This is a genomic window from Chryseobacterium sp. AC417, from assembly GCF_979258215.1.
In genome coordinates, this window is the sequence record NZ_OZ409845.1 from 2,144,808 (window position 1) to 2,162,273 (window position 17,466).

General features: G+C 33.1%; 22 protein-coding genes. 10 read left to right on the forward strand and 12 right to left on the reverse strand.

From position 1 onward, the window contains the following. Positions 1-131: 131 nt before the first annotated feature. The 5 genes from ACZZ9T_RS10265 (at position 132) to ACZZ9T_RS10285 (ending at position 3,159) form a co-directional block, all read left to right on the forward strand. Positions 132-434 carry a hypothetical protein gene (locus ACZZ9T_RS10265; protein ID WP_463442012.1) on the forward strand — a complete coding sequence of 101 codons (303 nt, stop codon included), beginning with the start codon at positions 132-134 and terminating at the stop codon, positions 432-434. Next, positions 434-721, forward strand: a complete 288-nt coding sequence (locus ACZZ9T_RS10270; RefSeq protein ID WP_463431828.1) for a cell division protein ZapA — start codon at positions 434-436, stop codon at positions 719-721. The genes ACZZ9T_RS10265 and ACZZ9T_RS10270 overlap by 1 nt, the downstream gene beginning before the upstream one ends. 220 nt (positions 722-941) lie before the next feature. Beyond that, positions 942-2,510 (forward strand): ribonuclease Y, encoded by a 1,569-nt coding sequence (gene rny / locus ACZZ9T_RS10275; RefSeq protein WP_463431830.1) that lies wholly within the window; start codon positions 942-944, stop codon positions 2,508-2,510. A gap of 222 nt (positions 2,511-2,732) precedes the next feature. Continuing rightward, complete coding sequence (locus ACZZ9T_RS10280) at positions 2,733-2,933, forward strand: hypothetical protein (RefSeq protein ID WP_463442013.1); 201 nt, start codon at positions 2,733-2,735, stop codon at positions 2,931-2,933. 40 nt (positions 2,934-2,973) lie between these two features. Continuing rightward, a complete protein-coding gene (locus tag ACZZ9T_RS10285; protein WP_463442014.1) occupies positions 2,974-3,159 on the forward strand; it encodes a hypothetical protein in 186 nt (61 codons plus the stop codon). Positions 3,160-3,226: 67 nt separating this feature from the next. Here the strand turns inward: ACZZ9T_RS10285 and ACZZ9T_RS10290 are convergent, their stop codons facing one another. The 3 genes from ACZZ9T_RS10290 to ACZZ9T_RS10300 all read right to left on the reverse strand — a co-directional run bounded on the left by ACZZ9T_RS10290 (position 3,227) and on the right by ACZZ9T_RS10300 (position 4,575). Next, positions 3,227-3,790: a sugar phosphate isomerase/epimerase family protein gene (locus ACZZ9T_RS10290; RefSeq protein WP_463442015.1), complete on the reverse strand. Its 564-nt coding sequence runs from the start codon at positions 3,788-3,790 to the stop codon at positions 3,227-3,229. Positions 3,791-3,856: 66 nt separating this feature from the next. Further along, positions 3,857-4,099: a hypothetical protein gene (locus ACZZ9T_RS10295; protein WP_463442016.1), complete on the reverse strand. Its 243-nt coding sequence runs from the start codon at positions 4,097-4,099 to the stop codon at positions 3,857-3,859. Between the two features lie 5 nt (positions 4,100-4,104). Beyond that, positions 4,105-4,575 (reverse strand): acyl-CoA thioesterase, encoded by a 471-nt coding sequence (locus ACZZ9T_RS10300; protein WP_463431838.1) that lies wholly within the window; start codon positions 4,573-4,575, stop codon positions 4,105-4,107. A 139-nt stretch (positions 4,576-4,714) separates the two neighbouring features. Here ACZZ9T_RS10300 and ACZZ9T_RS10305 point away from each other — a divergent pair, with 139 nt between their 5' ends. Next, a complete protein-coding gene (locus ACZZ9T_RS10305) occupies positions 4,715-5,071 on the forward strand; it encodes an arsenate reductase family protein (RefSeq protein WP_129534108.1) in 357 nt (118 codons plus the stop codon). 84 nt (positions 5,072-5,155) lie between these two features. Here the strand turns inward: ACZZ9T_RS10305 and gcvT are convergent, their stop codons facing one another. Genes gcvT through idi form a run of 3 tightly spaced genes read right to left on the reverse strand, consistent with a single transcriptional unit; the run spans position 5,156 to position 7,235 of the window. Then, positions 5,156-6,232 (reverse strand): glycine cleavage system aminomethyltransferase GcvT, encoded by a 1,077-nt coding sequence (gcvT, locus tag ACZZ9T_RS10310; RefSeq protein ID WP_463442017.1) that lies wholly within the window; start codon positions 6,230-6,232, stop codon positions 5,156-5,158. Between the two features lie 8 nt (positions 6,233-6,240). Further along, the gene (locus ACZZ9T_RS10315; RefSeq protein ID WP_463442018.1) at positions 6,241-6,717 is read right to left on the reverse strand and encodes a hypothetical protein; all 477 of its coding nucleotides are present in this window, start codon (positions 6,715-6,717) and stop codon (positions 6,241-6,243) included. Positions 6,718-6,725: 8 nt separating this feature from the next. Then, on the reverse strand, positions 6,726-7,235 hold the full coding sequence (gene idi, locus ACZZ9T_RS10320) for an isopentenyl-diphosphate Delta-isomerase (protein WP_463442019.1): 510 nt from the start codon (positions 7,233-7,235) through the stop codon (positions 6,726-6,728). A 239-nt stretch (positions 7,236-7,474) separates the two neighbouring features. Between idi and ACZZ9T_RS10325 the strand changes: the two genes are divergently transcribed. Next, the gene (locus ACZZ9T_RS10325) at positions 7,475-7,876 is read left to right on the forward strand and encodes an LNS2 domain-containing protein (protein WP_463431847.1); all 402 of its coding nucleotides are present in this window, start codon (positions 7,475-7,477) and stop codon (positions 7,874-7,876) included. 97 nt (positions 7,877-7,973) lie between these two features. Beyond that, positions 7,974-8,933 carry a D-2-hydroxyacid dehydrogenase gene (locus tag ACZZ9T_RS10330; protein WP_463442998.1) on the forward strand — a complete coding sequence of 320 codons (960 nt, stop codon included), beginning with the start codon at positions 7,974-7,976 and terminating at the stop codon, positions 8,931-8,933. Between the two features lie 58 nt (positions 8,934-8,991). On the opposite strand, the gene mscL is transcribed toward ACZZ9T_RS10330, so the two are convergent. Beyond that, complete coding sequence (gene mscL, locus ACZZ9T_RS10335; RefSeq protein WP_463431849.1) at positions 8,992-9,378, reverse strand: large conductance mechanosensitive channel protein MscL; 387 nt, start codon at positions 9,376-9,378, stop codon at positions 8,992-8,994. Between the two features lie 125 nt (positions 9,379-9,503). Here mscL and ACZZ9T_RS10340 point away from each other — a divergent pair, with 125 nt between their 5' ends. Then, complete coding sequence (locus ACZZ9T_RS10340; RefSeq protein ID WP_463442020.1) at positions 9,504-11,018, forward strand: NAD(P)H-hydrate dehydratase; 1,515 nt, start codon at positions 9,504-9,506, stop codon at positions 11,016-11,018. Positions 11,019-11,043: 25 nt separating this feature from the next. Here the strand turns inward: ACZZ9T_RS10340 and lgt are convergent, their stop codons facing one another. Together lgt and yidD are read right to left on the reverse strand one after the other, a co-directional pair. Further along, positions 11,044-11,889, reverse strand: coding sequence for a prolipoprotein diacylglyceryl transferase (gene lgt / locus ACZZ9T_RS10345; protein ID WP_463433766.1), 846 nt, complete (start codon positions 11,887-11,889; stop codon positions 11,044-11,046). 459 nt (positions 11,890-12,348) lie between these two features. Next, on the reverse strand, positions 12,349-12,591 hold the full coding sequence (gene yidD / locus ACZZ9T_RS10350) for a membrane protein insertion efficiency factor YidD (protein WP_463431853.1): 243 nt from the start codon (positions 12,589-12,591) through the stop codon (positions 12,349-12,351). A 193-nt stretch (positions 12,592-12,784) separates the two neighbouring features. Here yidD and ACZZ9T_RS10355 point away from each other — a divergent pair, with 193 nt between their 5' ends. After that, complete coding sequence (locus ACZZ9T_RS10355; RefSeq protein ID WP_463442021.1) at positions 12,785-14,062, forward strand: replication-associated recombination protein A; 1,278 nt, start codon at positions 12,785-12,787, stop codon at positions 14,060-14,062. Between the two features lie 51 nt (positions 14,063-14,113). On the opposite strand, the gene ACZZ9T_RS10360 is transcribed toward ACZZ9T_RS10355, so the two are convergent. From ACZZ9T_RS10360 to ACZZ9T_RS10370, 3 genes are all read right to left on the reverse strand, one after another. Continuing rightward, a complete protein-coding gene (locus ACZZ9T_RS10360; protein ID WP_463442022.1) occupies positions 14,114-14,551 on the reverse strand; it encodes a hypothetical protein in 438 nt (145 codons plus the stop codon). Positions 14,552-14,748: 197 nt separating this feature from the next. After that, the gene (locus ACZZ9T_RS10365; protein ID WP_463442023.1) at positions 14,749-16,944 is read right to left on the reverse strand and encodes a DUF2339 domain-containing protein; all 2,196 of its coding nucleotides are present in this window, start codon (positions 16,942-16,944) and stop codon (positions 14,749-14,751) included. Between the two features lie 88 nt (positions 16,945-17,032). Beyond that, positions 17,033-17,446, reverse strand: a complete 414-nt coding sequence (locus ACZZ9T_RS10370; RefSeq protein WP_463431861.1) for an acyl-CoA thioesterase — start codon at positions 17,444-17,446, stop codon at positions 17,033-17,035. Positions 17,447-17,466: the final 20 nt, after the last annotated feature.

Here is a 17,466-nt window from a genome sequence, read left to right on the forward strand (position 1 = left end):
AAAATTAATATAAAAAGGAGGTGCTTTGGCATCTCCTTTTTTTGTTTTAAGTCAAAATATAGAGTCTTTTATTTTTGTTAGTCTTTTTATTTTCATATTTTTGCTATTAGTTAGAATATTAGAAACCTGAAATGCTTCAAGAATTAGAAAATAATTTTTCGGAACTGGAAAAAAAGATTTTGAATCTTCATAAAAGTCATCAGAATCTTTCAGAAAAGTTATCAGAACTAAATCAAGAGCATGAAGATTTGAAGAAGAAATATGATGAAGAGAGAAAAAAAAATCAGGTATTAGCAGAAGAACAGAAAACGATAAAATTGTATTCGGCAATATCAGGAAATCCTGAACACAACAGACTCATGAAAAACCATATCAACAGACTGGTAAAAGAAGTAGACTTTTGTATTGCACAGCTTCAAAACAGCGGATTATAATGGAGGTAAGGAGAATAACCATCAACATTGCAGGAAGAGTATATCCACTGAATGTACCCGCAGCAGAGGAGGAAACTCTGCGTAAAGTGGGGAAGCAGATTGAAAATATGATTAAAGATTTTGAACAAAATTTCGATGTAAGAGATAAACAGGATGCTTTAGCAATGTGTGCCCTGAAATTGGGAACCAACGCAGAAGTTGTAGCTCTGAACAACGAAAAAAATATAAAATCAACCAACGAGAGATTAATGAAAATCAATCAAACGTTGAATGATGCCGGAAAATAAATTTTCCGCAAAAACCTGCCTACAGTAATTCTAACACATTAAGGTAAACTCAACACTAAACAATTAATGTTCGAAAGTCTTTTCAATGGCGTGCTGCACTACGCAGATTACAGAGAGAAGGAATCAGATCAAATCGTGGAGATCAGGAGTTTACTCTAAATCACTGGATTATTGTAGGTTTTTTTATTTTAAATTTAGACAATTAAAACTCAATATATATATGACAACAGCCATAATAGTCGGCATTATTTGCTTAATAGTTGGTGCAGCTGCAGGAATGTTTTTCTCAAAAAGTTCACTCAATACCAAAGCTAAATTTATTGTAGATGATGCAAAGAAAAATGCCGAAATACTTTTAGATAAAGCCAGTGTACAGGCAGAAACTATCAAAAAAGAAAAGAATCTTCAGGCTAAAGAAAAATTTCTTGAACTGAAATCTCAGCACGATGCAGATATTCAGGTTCGCGAAAAAAAGATGCAGGAAGGCGAAAAGAGAGTCAAAGACAAAGAAAACAAACTAAATGATGAGCTTAGCAAAGCTGGAAAATTAGAGAAAGATCTTGACAGACAGATTGCTGATTATGCTAAAAAAACAGAAGTTTTAGAAAAGAAACAACAGGAACTTGATTTAGCAACGGCAAGAAAAGTTGAAATGCTGGAGAAAATTTCAAACTATACCGCTGATGAAGCCAAAGCAGAATTGGTAGAAACTATGAAAGCTGAAGCTAAAACGAGAGCTCAGGCGCACGTTCAAAGCATTATGGAAGAAGCTCAGCTGAATGCTAAGAGTGAGGCGAGAAAAATTGTTATTCAGACCATCCAAAGAATTGGAACTGAGCAGGCAATTGAAAATTCAGTTTCTGTATTTAATATTGAATCAGACGAAGTAAAAGGTAGAATTATCGGTAGAGAGGGTAGAAATATCCGTGCTTTGGAAGCGATGACTGGTGTAGAAATCATTGTAGATGATACTCCGGAAGCTATTCTCCTTTCATGTTTCGATCCTGTAAGAAGAGAAATCGCAAGATTATCACTACACAGATTGGTTACAGACGGAAGAATTCACCCTGCGAGAATTGAAGAAGTTGTAGAGAAAACAAAAAAGATGATTGAAGAAGAGATCATCGAGGTAGGTAAAAGAACCATTATAGATCTTGGAATTCACGGTTTACACCCCGAGTTGGTGAAAATTGTTGGTAGAATGAAATACCGTTCATCTTACGGACAAAACTTATTACAGCACTCAAGAGAGGTGGCAAACATCGCTGCAACTATGGCTGCAGAATTAGGATTAAACGTAAAAATGGCTAAAAGAGCAGGTCTTTTACATGATATAGGTAAAGTTCCTGAACAAGAATCTGAACTTCCTCACGCTTTATTAGGAATGCAATGGGCAGAGAAATATGGTGAAAATCCGGAAGTTATCAACGCAATTGGAGCTCACCATGACGAAGTAGAAATGACTTCACTTTTATCACCAATCATTCAGGTTGCTGATGCAATTTCCGGAGCAAGACCGGGAGCAAGACGTCAGGTTTTAGAATCTTACATCCAACGTCTGAAAGATCTTGAAGCTGCTGCATTAAGCTTTGAAGGAGTATCTAGCGCATATGCAATTCAGGCGGGTAGAGAATTAAGAGTAATGGTAGAAAGTGGTAAAGTAAACGACGAAATCGCTTCCCAACTTTCATATGATATTTCAGAGAAAATTCAGAATGAATTAACGTATCCCGGACAAGTAAGAGTTACGGTAATCAGAGAAACAAGAGCAGTAAATATCGCAAGATAATTTTCATGCTTATCAATAGTAATCCTTTCAGAGAAATTTGAAAGGATTTTTTAATTCTATTAGCCTTAATCAATGATGTAGCTAAACGATACTTTAATTAATAAAAATTAAATAGTGCTATACTATTCGTTTATTATGAACGTTATTATAATAAATCAAATAATTATAATTTAATATTGTTAAAATTATTATATTTGAATATTAACTTAAAACCAAATTACTATGTTAAATGAAATTTTAAAAAATGCTAAGAAATTAAAAAGTTCTGATCTGAAAGAGATTGTAGGAGGTGCCGGAAACACTGGTACTCCAGATTTATCGCTTTGCGGATGTAGTTGTTCAGGTTCCGTTACAGGACCAAAATATTGCCCAACTTACATTGCCTGTCCACAAGTGTATACCTGCGATGATTTTGCAGTATAAATTAAGATCTTCATATTTTTCAACTTAAAACCAAATTATTATGTTAAATGAAATTTTAAAAAACGCTAAGAAATTAAAAAGTTCTGATCTAAAAGACATCGTTGGAGGTGTAGGAAAAATCGGCACACCAGATTTATCATTGTGCGGATGCAGTTGTACAGGTGCTGTAACAGGACCTAAATATTGCAGCCAGTACATAGGTTGTCCACAGATAATTACTTGTTAAGAAATTATAAAACTTTGAAAATAGAAAGGTCTTCCAGATGGAAGACCTTTTGTTTTATAAGAGATTATTATTTAAAGAAAAAATCGTTCTGATCGATATATTTTTTACTTATCGAAATACTTTCAAAAATATCTTTATTACTAGAATCTTGTTCCACAAACCAATATTCCAGACCTGCTTTTTTTCTGGCTTCAAAAATTCTTTTAAAATCAATAGTTCCATTTCCGACTTCTGAGAAATTTTCCGTTCCTTTCTGCATATCTTTTACATGCCACAAAGGAAATCTGCCCGGATACTTTTCAAAATAAGCCAAAGGATCATATCCTGCTTTTGAAATCCAATAAAGGTCAAGCTCCATTTTGACTAAATCTGAGGAAGTGTTTTCTAAAATAAAATCATAAATCAATGTATCATGATCCATTTTTTTAAACTCAAAATCATGATTGTGATATGCAAACTGAATTTTAGATTTATTTGTAATTTCTGCTGATCGATTCAACAGTTCAGGTAAGTTTCTGTAGTTTTCAGTAGTTCTTTCATCCGAAACCAAATAAGAGCAAACCATATATTTTGATCCTATAAAATCCAAATCTTCTACAGTTCTTTCCCAATTATTAACTAAAGTTCCCAATCCTTTTCCTATAACTCCGGTTTGGTGATGAGAGCTGATTACTTTTAAACCTGTATTATTTAAAATTTACTGAAATTCATTTTTATTTTTACCGAAAAAAGTCCCGTCATAACCATAGATTTCTACATCTTTAAAACCTAAACTTGCTAATTTTTCAAATGACCGCTCAAGATTTTTTGAGATAGCATCTCTTATCGTATAAAGTTGGATGGCCAAACGCTTATTTTTTGTCATTGAATGTGATATTCCGCAAGAATAGAATCCCAGAAAACCTAAAGATGAAATTTTTAAAAAATCACTTCTCTGCATGATTCTTATTTAATAAAAGGTTTCATTTCGTCTTCAATCTGCGTTCTCAATTCCATCAGACGTTTGGCGTATAATTCCTGCTGCTTTTCTTCGTCAGTTTCGGGAATCCACTTTGGTACAGGAAGTTTCTTGCCGTTTTCATCTACGGCAACAAATACGATAATGCAATGAGTTTTCTTATCAAAAGTGGGCTGCTTAAGGTTTCTGGAGAAAACATTAATTGAAATATGCATACTTGAAGAGCCTGTATAGATCACTTTTGCTTCTACCTGTACAATTTCTCCGATTTTTATAGGCTCGTAAAAACGAATTCCGCCTACATAAACGGTTACAGAATAATTTCCACTCCATGTTGTAGCACATGCATATCCTGCTTGGTCAATCCATTTCATAACACTTCCACCATGTACATTTCCTCCATAATTTACGTCTGAAGGCTCTGAAATAAATTGAAAAGTAACAGGTTTGTTGTCCATATTTTATAAATTTTAATAAAGATATTCATTAATTATCAGAAAGTGAAATTAAATAGCTGTTTTTCCAACTAAAAGTGGTATCTTGTAATAATATAGAATTTAGAACGTATAATTTAAAAAATAATTAATATATATATAGATGAAGAAAGTATTTTATCTTAATAGTTGCGACACGTGCAGAAAAATTTTAGCAAAATTTGATCTGAGAGATTGGGAAATGCGTGAAATAAAAAAAGAGCCTATTACCCAGGAAGAAGTGGAAGCGATGCATAAAATCACCAATTCTTACGAGGATTTGTTCAGTAAAAAATCAACACAGATCAAATTGAGAGAGCTTGATTTGAAAACAATGGGAGAAGATGATTTCAAAGAATTGTTATTAGATCATTATACTTTTTTGAAGCGTCCTGTTTTTCTTACCGATACAGAGATTTTCATAGGAAATGATAAGAAAAACATTGAAAATTTAAGAGCACATTTTAACGGAAATAACTAAATTTCCTATTCTTGTCAAAAAGTAAAAACCACAGATTATTCTGTGGTTTTTTAATATAGTAAAGCGAAAGCCAACTGCAAAAAACTAAACGAATGGCATTTTCACCACTTTCGCAGGAATATTTTTATTTCTAACCTGAATAAAAATTTCTGATCCTAGTTTGAAATGTGGCTTATCTACATAAGCGATTCCCAGACCTATTTTCTTCATGGGAGACTGTGTTCCGGAAGTAACTTTTCCAATTACATTTCCTTCTGCATCTACCACCGGGTAATCATGTCTTGGAACTCCTTTATCAGTCAGTTCAAAACCAACTAATTTTCTGGTAACACCTTCTTCTTTTTGTTTTGCGAAAATTTCTTTAGATACAAAATCTTTATCAAACTTTGTAATCCAGCCCAATCCTGCTTCGATAGGAGAGGTTGTATCATCAATGTCCATTCCGTACAGACAGAAACCTTTTTCAAGTCTCAAAGTGTCTCTGGCAGCCAATCCACAAGGAATCATTCCTTCGCTTTCTCCGGCTTTCAGAATATCATCCCAAAGTAATTCTGCATTTTCGTTTTTAAAATAAATTTCAAAACCACCGCTTCCTGTGTAACCTGTGTTTGAAATAATTACATCACTTATACCTGCAACACTTCCTACAGTAAAGTGATAATAAGGGATTTCAGATAGATTGGTTTCAGTTAATTTTTGAAGAATTTCAGTCGCTTTCGGACCTTGAACCGCCAAAAGAGACATCTCGTCTGAGGCATTCGTCATCTTCGCTCCGAAAGTATTGTATTTTGAAATGTGATTCCAGTCTTTTTCTATGTTTGAAGCATTTACGACCACAAAATATTTGTCATCTTCCATTTTGTAAACGATAAGGTCATCTACGATTCCGCCATCTTCGTTAGGAAGACAAGAATATTGAGCTTTTCCGTTCTCAAGAGCATCTACATTGTTGGTGGTTACAAATTGCAAAAGTTCTTTAGAACCTGCACCTTCAATGAAAAACTGCCCCATGTGAGACACGTCAAATAATCCCGCTTTTTCTCTCACGGCAAAATGCTCTTCCGTCACTCCGGAATACTGTACAGGCATATCAAATCCTGCAAAAGGTACTATTTTCGCTCCCAAAGAAACGTGCTTGTCATACAATGCTGTTTTGTTCATTTTTATTCTTACTTTTTTATTTTAAAACTGTCAAAAGTTTCGTTAAAAACCTTCATATAATTTCCATTCCAATATTTTTGCTGGCAATTAATGCTTACAATGTAAAGATCTTTGCTTTTTTGAAATACTTTGGTGATCCAGAAAAGATTTTCATTTTCATCAAAGTATTCGTAAAAATATTCTGTATATCCTTTCCTTCCATTTCCGCTTTTTATTTTATTCTCTTCATCCGCTGAATTGTAGAGCGCAAGAATGAATTTTTTAGTTTCTTCTTTTGGAAGTTCTAAATCATGATATTCAGAGATGGTAATGGCACCAATCTGATTGGTCGGGAAAATATTAACTATACCTTCATCATTGGTTGCTTTCCATGTATTGGGCATTGTAATCGAATAATTTTCACTTTCAAAAATTTCGGTGTCTGCTTTTTGGGCAAAAACACTTAAAAAAAATAAGAAAGTAAATAGAAATACTGTTTTTTTCATTAGTTGTGTTAAAAATTGTGTTTATATTCTTCTAGTATGATTTTAAACCATTCTGTAAATTGTTGAGGATATTCAGTAATTTCTTTATCTAAATTTTTAATTGAAATATACCGAACTTCTTCCACTTCGTTTTTATTCAAATTAAATTCTTCATTGTATGTTCCTGTAAAAACATAATCAAGTTCATGCTCCCAAAGTCCGCCGCCCACATCTGCTTTATAGATAAAATTAAATTTTTCTGCAAGCTCAGCTTCAATTCCTAATTCTTCTTTCAGTCTTCTTTTTGCGCCTTCAAGATAAGTTTCTCCGTCACGAGGATGAGAGCAAACTGCATTGGTCCATTGGTTGGGAGAATGATATTTTTCTGAAGCACGCTTTTGCAACAGCATTTCACCTTTGTCATTAAATAAAAAAATAGAAAATGCACGGTGAAGTAAACCATTGATATGCGCCTGCTGTTTTTCCATTAAACCCAAAACTTGGTCTTCAGGATTTACTAAAACTACATATTCTTCCATTCCTACAAATTTAAGTTTAAATCATCATTTCGTAAAATATTTGTTTAAATTTTTTAATATTTATGAAATATTGGCATTTATCCAAATAATTTTTTGCTGCTAATTTTGTGAAAAATGCAAGAGAATAATGATTTTTAGTTATTTAAAATTATTTTTATTGTTAAAATTTTAACATAAACTAAGATTAACATAAGCCTATTCTACAAAATGTGTAACTTTGCGCTTTAAAAAAATAAACGATGGAGCTAGATTATATTGAGCATATAAGTCCGATTCTGAAAGACGGAGTTAAGAATTATCTTATTGATATTGACGGAACAATTACAGATGATGTCCCGAACGAGGAACCTGAAAGAATGGTCACTTGTGAACCTTATCCGGATGCTTTGGAAACAATAAACAGATGGTATGATGATGGCCACCAGATCTGCTTTTTCACTTCAAGAACCGAAAACCTGAAACAGATTACCATCGATTGGTTAGACAAGCATGGTTTCAAATATCACAGTGTGTTGTGCGGAAAACCAAGAGGCGGCAATTATCACTGGATTGATAATCACTTGGTAAAGGCAACGAGATACAAAGGGAAATTCACAGATTTGATTGAGAAACAGGTAACCATTGAGGTTTTTAAAGATTAAAATCTAATTGAAGATTTAATAATTAAACAAATAAAGTTTAAATAACTTCGATTTTTTTAGTTTTTTAAATCTTTCACTTTTAATATATAATAGTATGATGAAAGTTTTAGCAAATGATGGTTTAGACCAATCTGGGATTGATGCATTAACGGAAAAAGGATTTGAGGTGATTACGACAAAAGTTCCACAGGAATCTTTGATTGATTACATTAATGAGCACAAAATCCGTACAATTTTGGTAAGAAGTGCAACACAGGTAAGAAAAGAGTTGATTGATAACTGTCCGTCTATCGAAATCATCGGAAGAGGTGGAGTAGGAATGGATAATATTGATGTAGATTATGCAAGAGGAAAAGGAATACATGTCATCAATACCCCGTCAGCTTCATCAGAATCAGTTGCTGAATTGGTTTTTGCACATTTATTTTCAGGAGCTAGATTTCTTCAGGATTCAAACAGAAAAATGCCATTAGTCGGTGATACAGAATTTGCAGGTCTTAAAAAAGCTTACGCTGCAGGTATTGAATTAAGAGGAAAAACCATCGGAATTGTTGGGATGGGAAGGATCGGGCAAGAAGTTGCGAGAATTGCACTAGGTCTGGGAATGAGGGTGATTGCCGCAGATAATAACGTTGGCAAAGCAAGTATTAAGGTAAAATTCTACAACAATCAGTTCATCAATGTAGATATTGAAACTGAACCTTTACAGGAGGTTTTAAAACACTCAGATTTTATTACGCTTCATGTTCCTGCTCAGAAAGAAGGTTATATGATTGGTAAAAACGAATTTGAAATCATGAAAAATGGTGTGGCAATTGTGAACTGCTCCAGAGGTGGGGTGATTGACGAAGCAGCTTTGATTGAAGCTTTAGATTCAGGAAAAGTGAAGTTTGCAGGTCTTGATGTTTTCATCAACGAACCAACACCTTCAAAAGAAATTTTAAATCATTCTAGAATTTCTTTGACCCCACATACAGGAGCCTCAACTTTGGAAGCACAAGACAGAATCGGTCTTTCTCTGGCAGAGCAGATCTCAAGCATTTTACAGATTCATTAAGAAGAATTTCCTTAGATAAATAAAACTCGCCGCAAATTTATTTGCGGCGAGTTTGTTTTTATAAATTGTTTTTGCTTTTTAGCAAATCTCTGATTTCCGTTAACAATTTCTGATCTTCGGTAGGTCCTGCAGGAACAGGCACTTCTTCTTCTTTTCTGTTCAATCTGTTAATTCCTTTAATCATCATAAACAATACAAACGCTACGATTAGGAAGCTTATTATAGAAGATAAAAAGTTACCATATTTTACCCCATTCCAGGAAAGTTCCGCAATATTTTTTACGTTCGCTTTTTCTAATGCCGGATTGAGTAATAATGGCGTAACAATATCATCAACAAATGATTTTACAATGGCACTGAATGCAGCACCGATGATGACACCGACAGCCAGATCAACCACATTTCCTTTAAATGCGAAGTCTTTAAATTCTTTTACAAATCCCATAATTTATATTTTTTTTAATGTTTAAAACAAAATTATAATTTATTAACAGTAATCTTGCAAATTTTCAGAATTTTTTTGAGCGAGCATTTCAATTAATTATCCTTAAATTTAAATAAAACATTCTCATGAAAATTCTCACAGCAGAAAAAATCAAATCGGCAGATGAATTTACCATAAAAAATGAACCTGTTTCTTCTATTTTACTAATGGAAAGAGCTGCATTAGCTTGTACAAATTGGATTTTTCTGAACTGTAAAAATCACACAAAATTTGTAATCTTCTGTGGGAACGGAAACAACGGCGGAGACGGTTTTGCTGTTGCAAGAATGCTGTATTTAAAGGGATTTGATGTTGATGTATTTATTAATGAATCGAATGAAAATTTTTCTGAAGATGCCAAAATTAATTTTGATAGATTAAAAGAATTTTTAGGAATTTCCATTCATGATTTTAAAGAAACAGATCAATTTCAATTTCAACAAACAATAATTATCGATGCGCTTTTCGGAACAGGATTATCAAGAAAATTGGATGGAGTTTATGCTGAATTAATCGAGAAGCTAAATACATTAAATCAGATTAAAATATCTATTGACGTTCCATCAGGATTGTTTTCTGACAAAATTTCAGATGATGACCAAATTGTTTTTAAAGCTGATTACACGTTGAGCTTTCAATTCTGGAAACGAAGTTTTCTTCATCCTGAAACCGGAAAATTCGTCGGTAAAATCACTGTTTTAGACATTGGTTTAGACAAGGAATTTATACAAAACATACCCGTAGATTATTTTGTGACTGATGAGGAAATGGTACAGAAAATTTTCCAACCGAGAAGCGATTTTACCCACAAAGGAACTTTTGGTAAAGCAATAATCGTCGCCGGAAGCTATGGTAAAATGGGCGCAGCAGTTTTAGCAACCCAATCAGCCCTGAAAACTGGAGCCGGACTTACGTTTGTGCTTTCTCCAAACTGCGGCTATGAAATATTGCAGACCACTTGTCCCGAAGCCATGTTTATTTCAGGAGGAGAAAAACATATAGAACAAATCGAAATTCAGAGTGATTCGGTTTATGGAATTGGTCCCGGTTTAGGAACCGTTTTTTTAACGGAAAAAGCATTAGTGAATTTTTTGAAACAGACTGCAAATCCTTTGATTTTAGACGCAGATGCTTTAAATATTATTTCTAAAAACAAAGAAAATATTAATTTAATTCCTGAAAATTCAATTATTACACCACATCCTAAAGAGTTTGAAAGACTTTTTGGTTCAACTGAAGATTCGTTTGAACGATTAGAATTGGCTAGAAGAAAAGCCGTAGAACTGCAAGTTTTTATTGTTTTGAAAGATCATCACACACAGATTATTACGCCCGAAGGAAAAGTGTATTATAATATCACCGGAAACGCAGGTTTGGCAAAAGGCGGAAGCGGAGATGTTTTGACCGGAATTATTACATCACTTTTAGCTCAAAAATATTCTCCGGAAAATGCGTGTATTCTGGGAGTATGGCTTCATGGGAAAGCTGCAGATCTTGCCGCTGAAAAATTCTCAAAAGAAGCAATGCTTCCGACAGATGTTATTGATGAACTTGGAAATGTATTTTTGGAACTTAACAAAAAAGCCACAACAGAGTTGTGACTTTCGGTATTTTATTTTTAATATTTTAAAAAGTTTTGTCGGTTTCCGGAGCGATTTTATTTTTTTTAGAATAAACCATAATGACCAAACCTGCTATCATAAATGGAATAGAAAGAATCTGTCCGGTATTTAATCCTCCGAATGATATCACTTCATGACCTTGAGGTTCTTTTAAGAATTCTACAAAGAATCTGATTGCCCAGAGTACGAAAAAGAACAAACCAAATAACCATCCCTGCTGATATTTTTTGTCTGTTTTTCTATATAAAACCCAGAGAATAACGAATAAAGTTACGTAACCTGCAGCTTCAAACAATTGAGTAGGATAACGCGGAACTGTTACTCCGTATTCACCACTTTGCTGTGGAAATAAAAGTGCAAATGGTGATGTAGGATCAACCGGTTTTCCGATGATTTCAGAATTAAAAAAGTTACCCATTCTTACAAATGCTCCGCCGATTGCTACTACAATTCCTAATCTGTCAAATACCCAAAGCGGATGTTTCTTCACAATTTTGTATGAATAATAGAGCGTTGTAACAATCACCGCAAGGGTAGCTCCGTGACTTGCCAATCCGGCAAATCCTGTGAATTTGATTCCGTTTTTGGTGCTTATCGGTAAAAAGACACTCCAGAAATCTTCTTTGAATAATTCTGGCTGATAAAAAATAACGTGACCCAGTCTTGCTCCAAGTATCGTCCCGATTAAAGTCCATGTAAAGAAAGGTTCAACATATTTTGTATCTACACCGTCTATCGTATACATTTTGGTCATCAGGAAATAACCGATTCCGAATGCGAAAATAAACATCAAACTGTAATAATGCAGAGTTATCGGTCCCAAATGAATTCCTGTAGAAGGATCCCAAATTTTAAAAGGAGTTTCAAGCTGAACGGTGTCAGATGATTGAATCGGGTTTGAAGATTTTACAGCATATTTTAATGTTTCAATATTATCTTCGGTTATTTTAATATTTTCAACTAATTTAAAATCCTTGTCAAAAAACTGATAATTTGTGTCTTTAAACTTATTTAATATATTTAAGCTGTACTCGAAATGTGAGGTTTCCAAATTCGACTTATTGAGAATCACTAATGTGTTATTCGTCGTTTTAAGATTTGCAAAACTGTTCAGATTTCCTACTTCAGAATTAGTGTATATTTTGACAGGAATTTTTGTTGAATTTATCTTTAAAATTCCGTCTGATAAACTGTCTTGATTATCTTGCGAAAAAAAACTCTGAGCCATTAAGGCAAAGGCAAAAAGGTAAATTCTGAAGAAAAAAGTACTCATTTTTAATGTATTTATAAGTCGTTTAATAAAAAATCTTTATTTTTTTGGAGGAACAGGATCATAGCCGCTTCCGCCCCAGGGATGACACTTAGCAATTCTTTTTATACCAAGCCACAAACCTTTAAAAATACCATGTGTCTGCAGAGATTCTACCATATAATGCGAACAAGTTGGCTCATATCGACAGTTTTTTGGAAGTAAAGGTGAGATAAACCATTGGTAAAATCTGACCAAAATTACCAAAGGTGAAGTAATGATTTTATTGAATGTAAGTTTCAAAACAATGCAAAAATAGGCTAAAAAATTGAAAATTAGTTTAAATTTGTTAGAAGTTTCAGAGTCTTAAATAGGTGTTTGTTGATTAGATTAATGTGTTTGTCAAATTTAATTTTTCTTAACTGAAATACATTCTGTTTATTGAGAACCTGAACATTTTTTAAAATTAATTTTATTTAAATCAAATCATAAAATTTTGAGCCAAAATACTCCATTAGCCGAAAGATTAAGACCTAAAGCCTTAGACGAAGTCCTGGGACAGGAACATCTTACGGGCGAAAAAGGGACAATACGGAAAATGCTGGAGAATGACACCCTGAATTCTCTCATTTTGTGGGGGCCTCCGGGAACAGGTAAAACAACGCTGGCTGAAATAATTTCTGAAAAATCAGGAAGAAAATTTTATAAGCTTTCGGCTGTTTCGTCGGGTGTAAAAGATGTGCGGGATGTGATTGAAGAAGCCAAAAAACAAAATCTCTTTTCCGGAAAATCTCCAATTCTTTTTATCGATGAGATTCACCGTTTCAATAAATCTCAGCAAGATTCATTGCTTCATGCGGTAGAAAAAGGATGGATTGTCTTGATTGGTGCAACCACAGAAAATCCTAGTTTTGAAGTGGTTTCGGCATTGCTTTCAAGAAGTCAGGTTTATATTTTAAAAGCTTTAACGCACGAAAAGCTAGAAGAACTGATTGATATTGCTCTTGAAAGATTTAATAAGGACGAAAAAACTGATTTCAAAATTAAAGAAAAGCAGGCATTTATTCAGTATTCTGGTGGTGACGGAAGAAAACTGATCAATTCTGTTGAGTTGGTGCTAAGTCAGTTTATCAATTCTGATACAAAAGAAATTTCTGATGAGGATGTGATGGAAGTTCTTCAGGAAACAATGGCACTCTATGATAAGAACGGGGAACAACATTATGATATTATTTCGGCATTCATTAAATCTATGCGTGGAGGAGACCCGAATGGAGCAGTCTATTGGTTGGCGAGAATGATTGCAGGTGGCGAAGATATTAAATTTATTGCCCGCAGAATGCTTATTTTGGCATCAGAAGATATTGGTTTGGCAAACCCTAATGCTTTGGTCATAGCGAATAACTGTTTTCAGGCGATCAACGTGATCGGAAATCCCGAAGCACGGATTTTATTGAGTGAAACTGCTATTTATTTGGCGGTTTCTCCAAAAAGCAATTCTGCTTATACAGCCATTAATGATGCATTGGCTTTTGTGAGAAAAACAGGAAATTTACCGGTACCGTTACATCTAAGAAATGCACCTACGAAATTGATGAAGGATCTCGATTACGGTAAAGAATATAAATATGCTCACTCTTATGAAGGTAATTTTGTAAGTCAGGATTTTTTGCCGGAAGAAATAAAAGATGCGAAATTTTATGAGCCCGGAAGTAATGCCACTGAGAAAAAAATATCTGAAGAGCTTAAGAAAAAATGGCAAAATAAATACTAAAAAAACGGATACTCAATCTGAATATCCGTTTTGACAATATTATTTAAATATTTATTTCTTTACTGTTGTAATTACCAAAGATTTTCTACCATCTACAGTATCTACTTTTATATCTGCAATCATATCTGCATATATATTGGTTTCTGTGTTTTTGAATTCATATCCCTCAATGAATACAGGTGTATCTTTTGGAAGTCCGCTTTGAGCATTAAAATTAGCTAAAGACATGATATCCAGAGTTCCGAAATCTTTTTTAAATTTTACTTCAGCCAAACCGTTTTCAGCTAAATAATCATATTTTTTCAGGCTTTGAGGAAGATTTGCTTTAGGCTTAAAGACATTTACACTTTGAATAGCTTCTTTTTTTCCTTCAAACATTGCTACAGTACCAACCGCATCGTTACAGATTGCAAATTTCACAGTAGGATTTTTTTGAGCAAATAAAGTTGCTGAAGCAAAGATTAATAAAGAGTAGAGGATTTTTTTCATAAAGGTAAATTTTATTTTTAAGTTATATAAAAACGCTAACTTTTAAAATGATTTTATTCAAGCTTATCGATCAGCGATTTCATTTTTAAACTGAAGTATTAAAAACGTGTTAAATATACTTATTTTTTACAAATTGTCAATAGAAAATTTTAAATAATTTAAAAAACAGTAACAGATAATAGGTTTTAGTGGTATTTCTATTGATTTTTGTGAGGAGCTTCATCTCCTTTATCCACTAAGTTTTTTAGTATATTTTTAAACCGCTGGAACATGAAAGAACTTAGCAGTAAAATAATTCCAAGAATGATAAATGCGATTATTCTTGAGACATTATCCATTTGCCATACATCGTAAAAGTATAGTTTTAAAATCATGATTCCTAGTAAGCTAAAGCCGATTTTATTGAACTCCGGAATTTCTTTTTTCAATCCGAAATAAATAAATGAACACGCCAAAACAGCCCATACAATGGGTAAATATAATATGCTGAAATGATTCTCAAGGAGATACATTTCATCTGATCGATATGTATTCATCAATAAATAAGTACGAAATAATTCCAGACTGAAAGCCAAAACAATAATGAAAGAAACCAACCAATATGAAAAGCGATTTTTTATAAAATCTGATTTTGGAATTATTTTTAAGATTAGATAAACCAATGGAAAAATATACAGCAAATGAACAAAGAAAAACTCCGAATTTATTTTCTTAGTGATAATTTCTGATGCAACCTGCGATGTAGAAATATGTATCAACAGAAGCAATAGAAAAAGATAGATCATTCCTTTCTGGAAATCTTTACCAATGCTGATTTTCTTACCAGAAAGAATGAGTATAAATAAATAAAACAACGTAAATAAGAAACTGATAGTCATGACGAAAACCAAGCTCTCATCTGAAATATGGTAAATGATTTCAAACAAAACTGAAAAATAGATTACCGAAATACATAATATTTTAAAAACACTTTCATAAAACTCCGGTCCGGAATTTTCTTCTTCAGAATTTTTTTTCAATAAAAATAAATTCATAAAACAACTTCCAATGACAACCAGGCTTGTAATAAAAACAGGATTTACAATAATATTCAAAGAATCTGAATCAAAATATCTTGCCCAGGTTATCATTTGAGATAAAATCACCAACGGAAACAGGACATAGAAGAAAACTTTGAATATCTTATGGTTTGTTTTTTTCCAAATGTAGAGAAGCAGACTTGCTTCGATTGCCCAAACACTGGTTATAAGATGTGTTTTAAGCTCAAGCGCAAAGGCTAAAGTGATCAAACTAATGGTGATGCTTATGAAAACCGAATAATTAGTGCTGAAATTTTTCTTTTGATATTCTCTGTACCATCCGACAGAATTAATAATTGCAAAAGCAAGAGGAAATACTGATGCAGGAAACATCTGCATCTCATTAAAAATATAAACCAAACCTGCAACTCCTGAGAAATTGGTCAAAATAAGCATCAGAATATCAAGTGATTCTAAAGTATTTTTTTTGATGTAATTCTGAAGTGCAAATGCATAAAACAAAAGATAAGTAATAATGTAAAAAGGAATACTTGCCAATGCAGGCTGTTCCAAAGTCCATGAGAAAAGATAAATTGAGGTAAAAATAAAAGAGATCCAGCCAATACTTTTCCAGTGTTTAAGATAAGCGACAATTAACATTCCGATATTCAAAACCGAAAGATAGGTAAACAGAAAAACATAATTGCTTTGTCCGGTACTGATCATCAACGGCGCTAAAAATCCACCAAACAGAGAGAAGATGAGTAGAATCTCACTTTTATAATAGTAAGAAAGAGCAATGGACAGAATGGTTATCAGGCAAGTAATCAGAAATGCTGTGCTCTGTGAAAAAATCTCGTATTCACGAAACGCAATGGTGGTTGTAAAATAGAGTACAGCTACACCGCCGCCTGTAATTATTGATGAGAAAACCGTATAGTTTTTTCTTAAAAAATGTCCTATTCCTATGATTAATATACCAGTGATGAATCCGATTCCTGCTCGTGAAGTTACTCCGATCCAGTTTTTGTCGATGGCATATTTTACAAAATATCCGATTCCTAAAACCAATGTGAAAATTCCGATTATGGTTAAAGCATTTTGTTTCAAAAAATCAAAAACGGGAGCAAGCCAGTCTTTTTGAGGTTCTGATTCTTTAAAATCGGTTACAACTTTATTTGGATCTTGAATCTGATTAGCAAAACGAACAGGTTCTGTAAGAATTCCTTCATTCTTAACTTCTTCACTTGAAGAAATTTCTTTAGATAAATCTGCAATTTTTTTTTCTAAAATCTCGATGCGTCTATTCAGTTGATGATATACAAGTATCAGAAGCACTATCAATATTACGACTATAGCAAAAACAGAACTCATAGATTAGATTTGTCACCAAATATAAGAATTTGAGGAATAGGGTTTCGTAAAAATCATAGTGTGAATTTTTTGAAATAAACTTTTAATTTTAATCTTCTTTCCAGTTTTCTTCGATAAGTTTCATTAAAAAGTCAGGGCATTTGATGACTTTGTTTGTTTCAGCATTTAAAAAGAAAAGGGTAGTGCGGGCTTCTGTGATTTTTATTTTTTCTTCGTTATAAATTTCGTATTCAAATTCTATTCTTACGCCGGGAATTTTTTTTATATATGTATGAATTTCTAATTTTTGATCGTATAAAGCTGGTTTTAAATACTTAATATTGTAATCAGAAACCGGAAGCCAGATTCCAAGCTTTTCTATCTCGTCATATGATATTCCTATGCTCCTGAAAAGTTCGACTCTTCCCAATTCAAAATATGCAGCATAGTTGCCGTAATATACGTACTTCATAGGGTCTGTTTCTGCATAACGTACTCGTATAGTGTGGGTTGTGTGTATCATGTTAAGTTATAATTTAAACA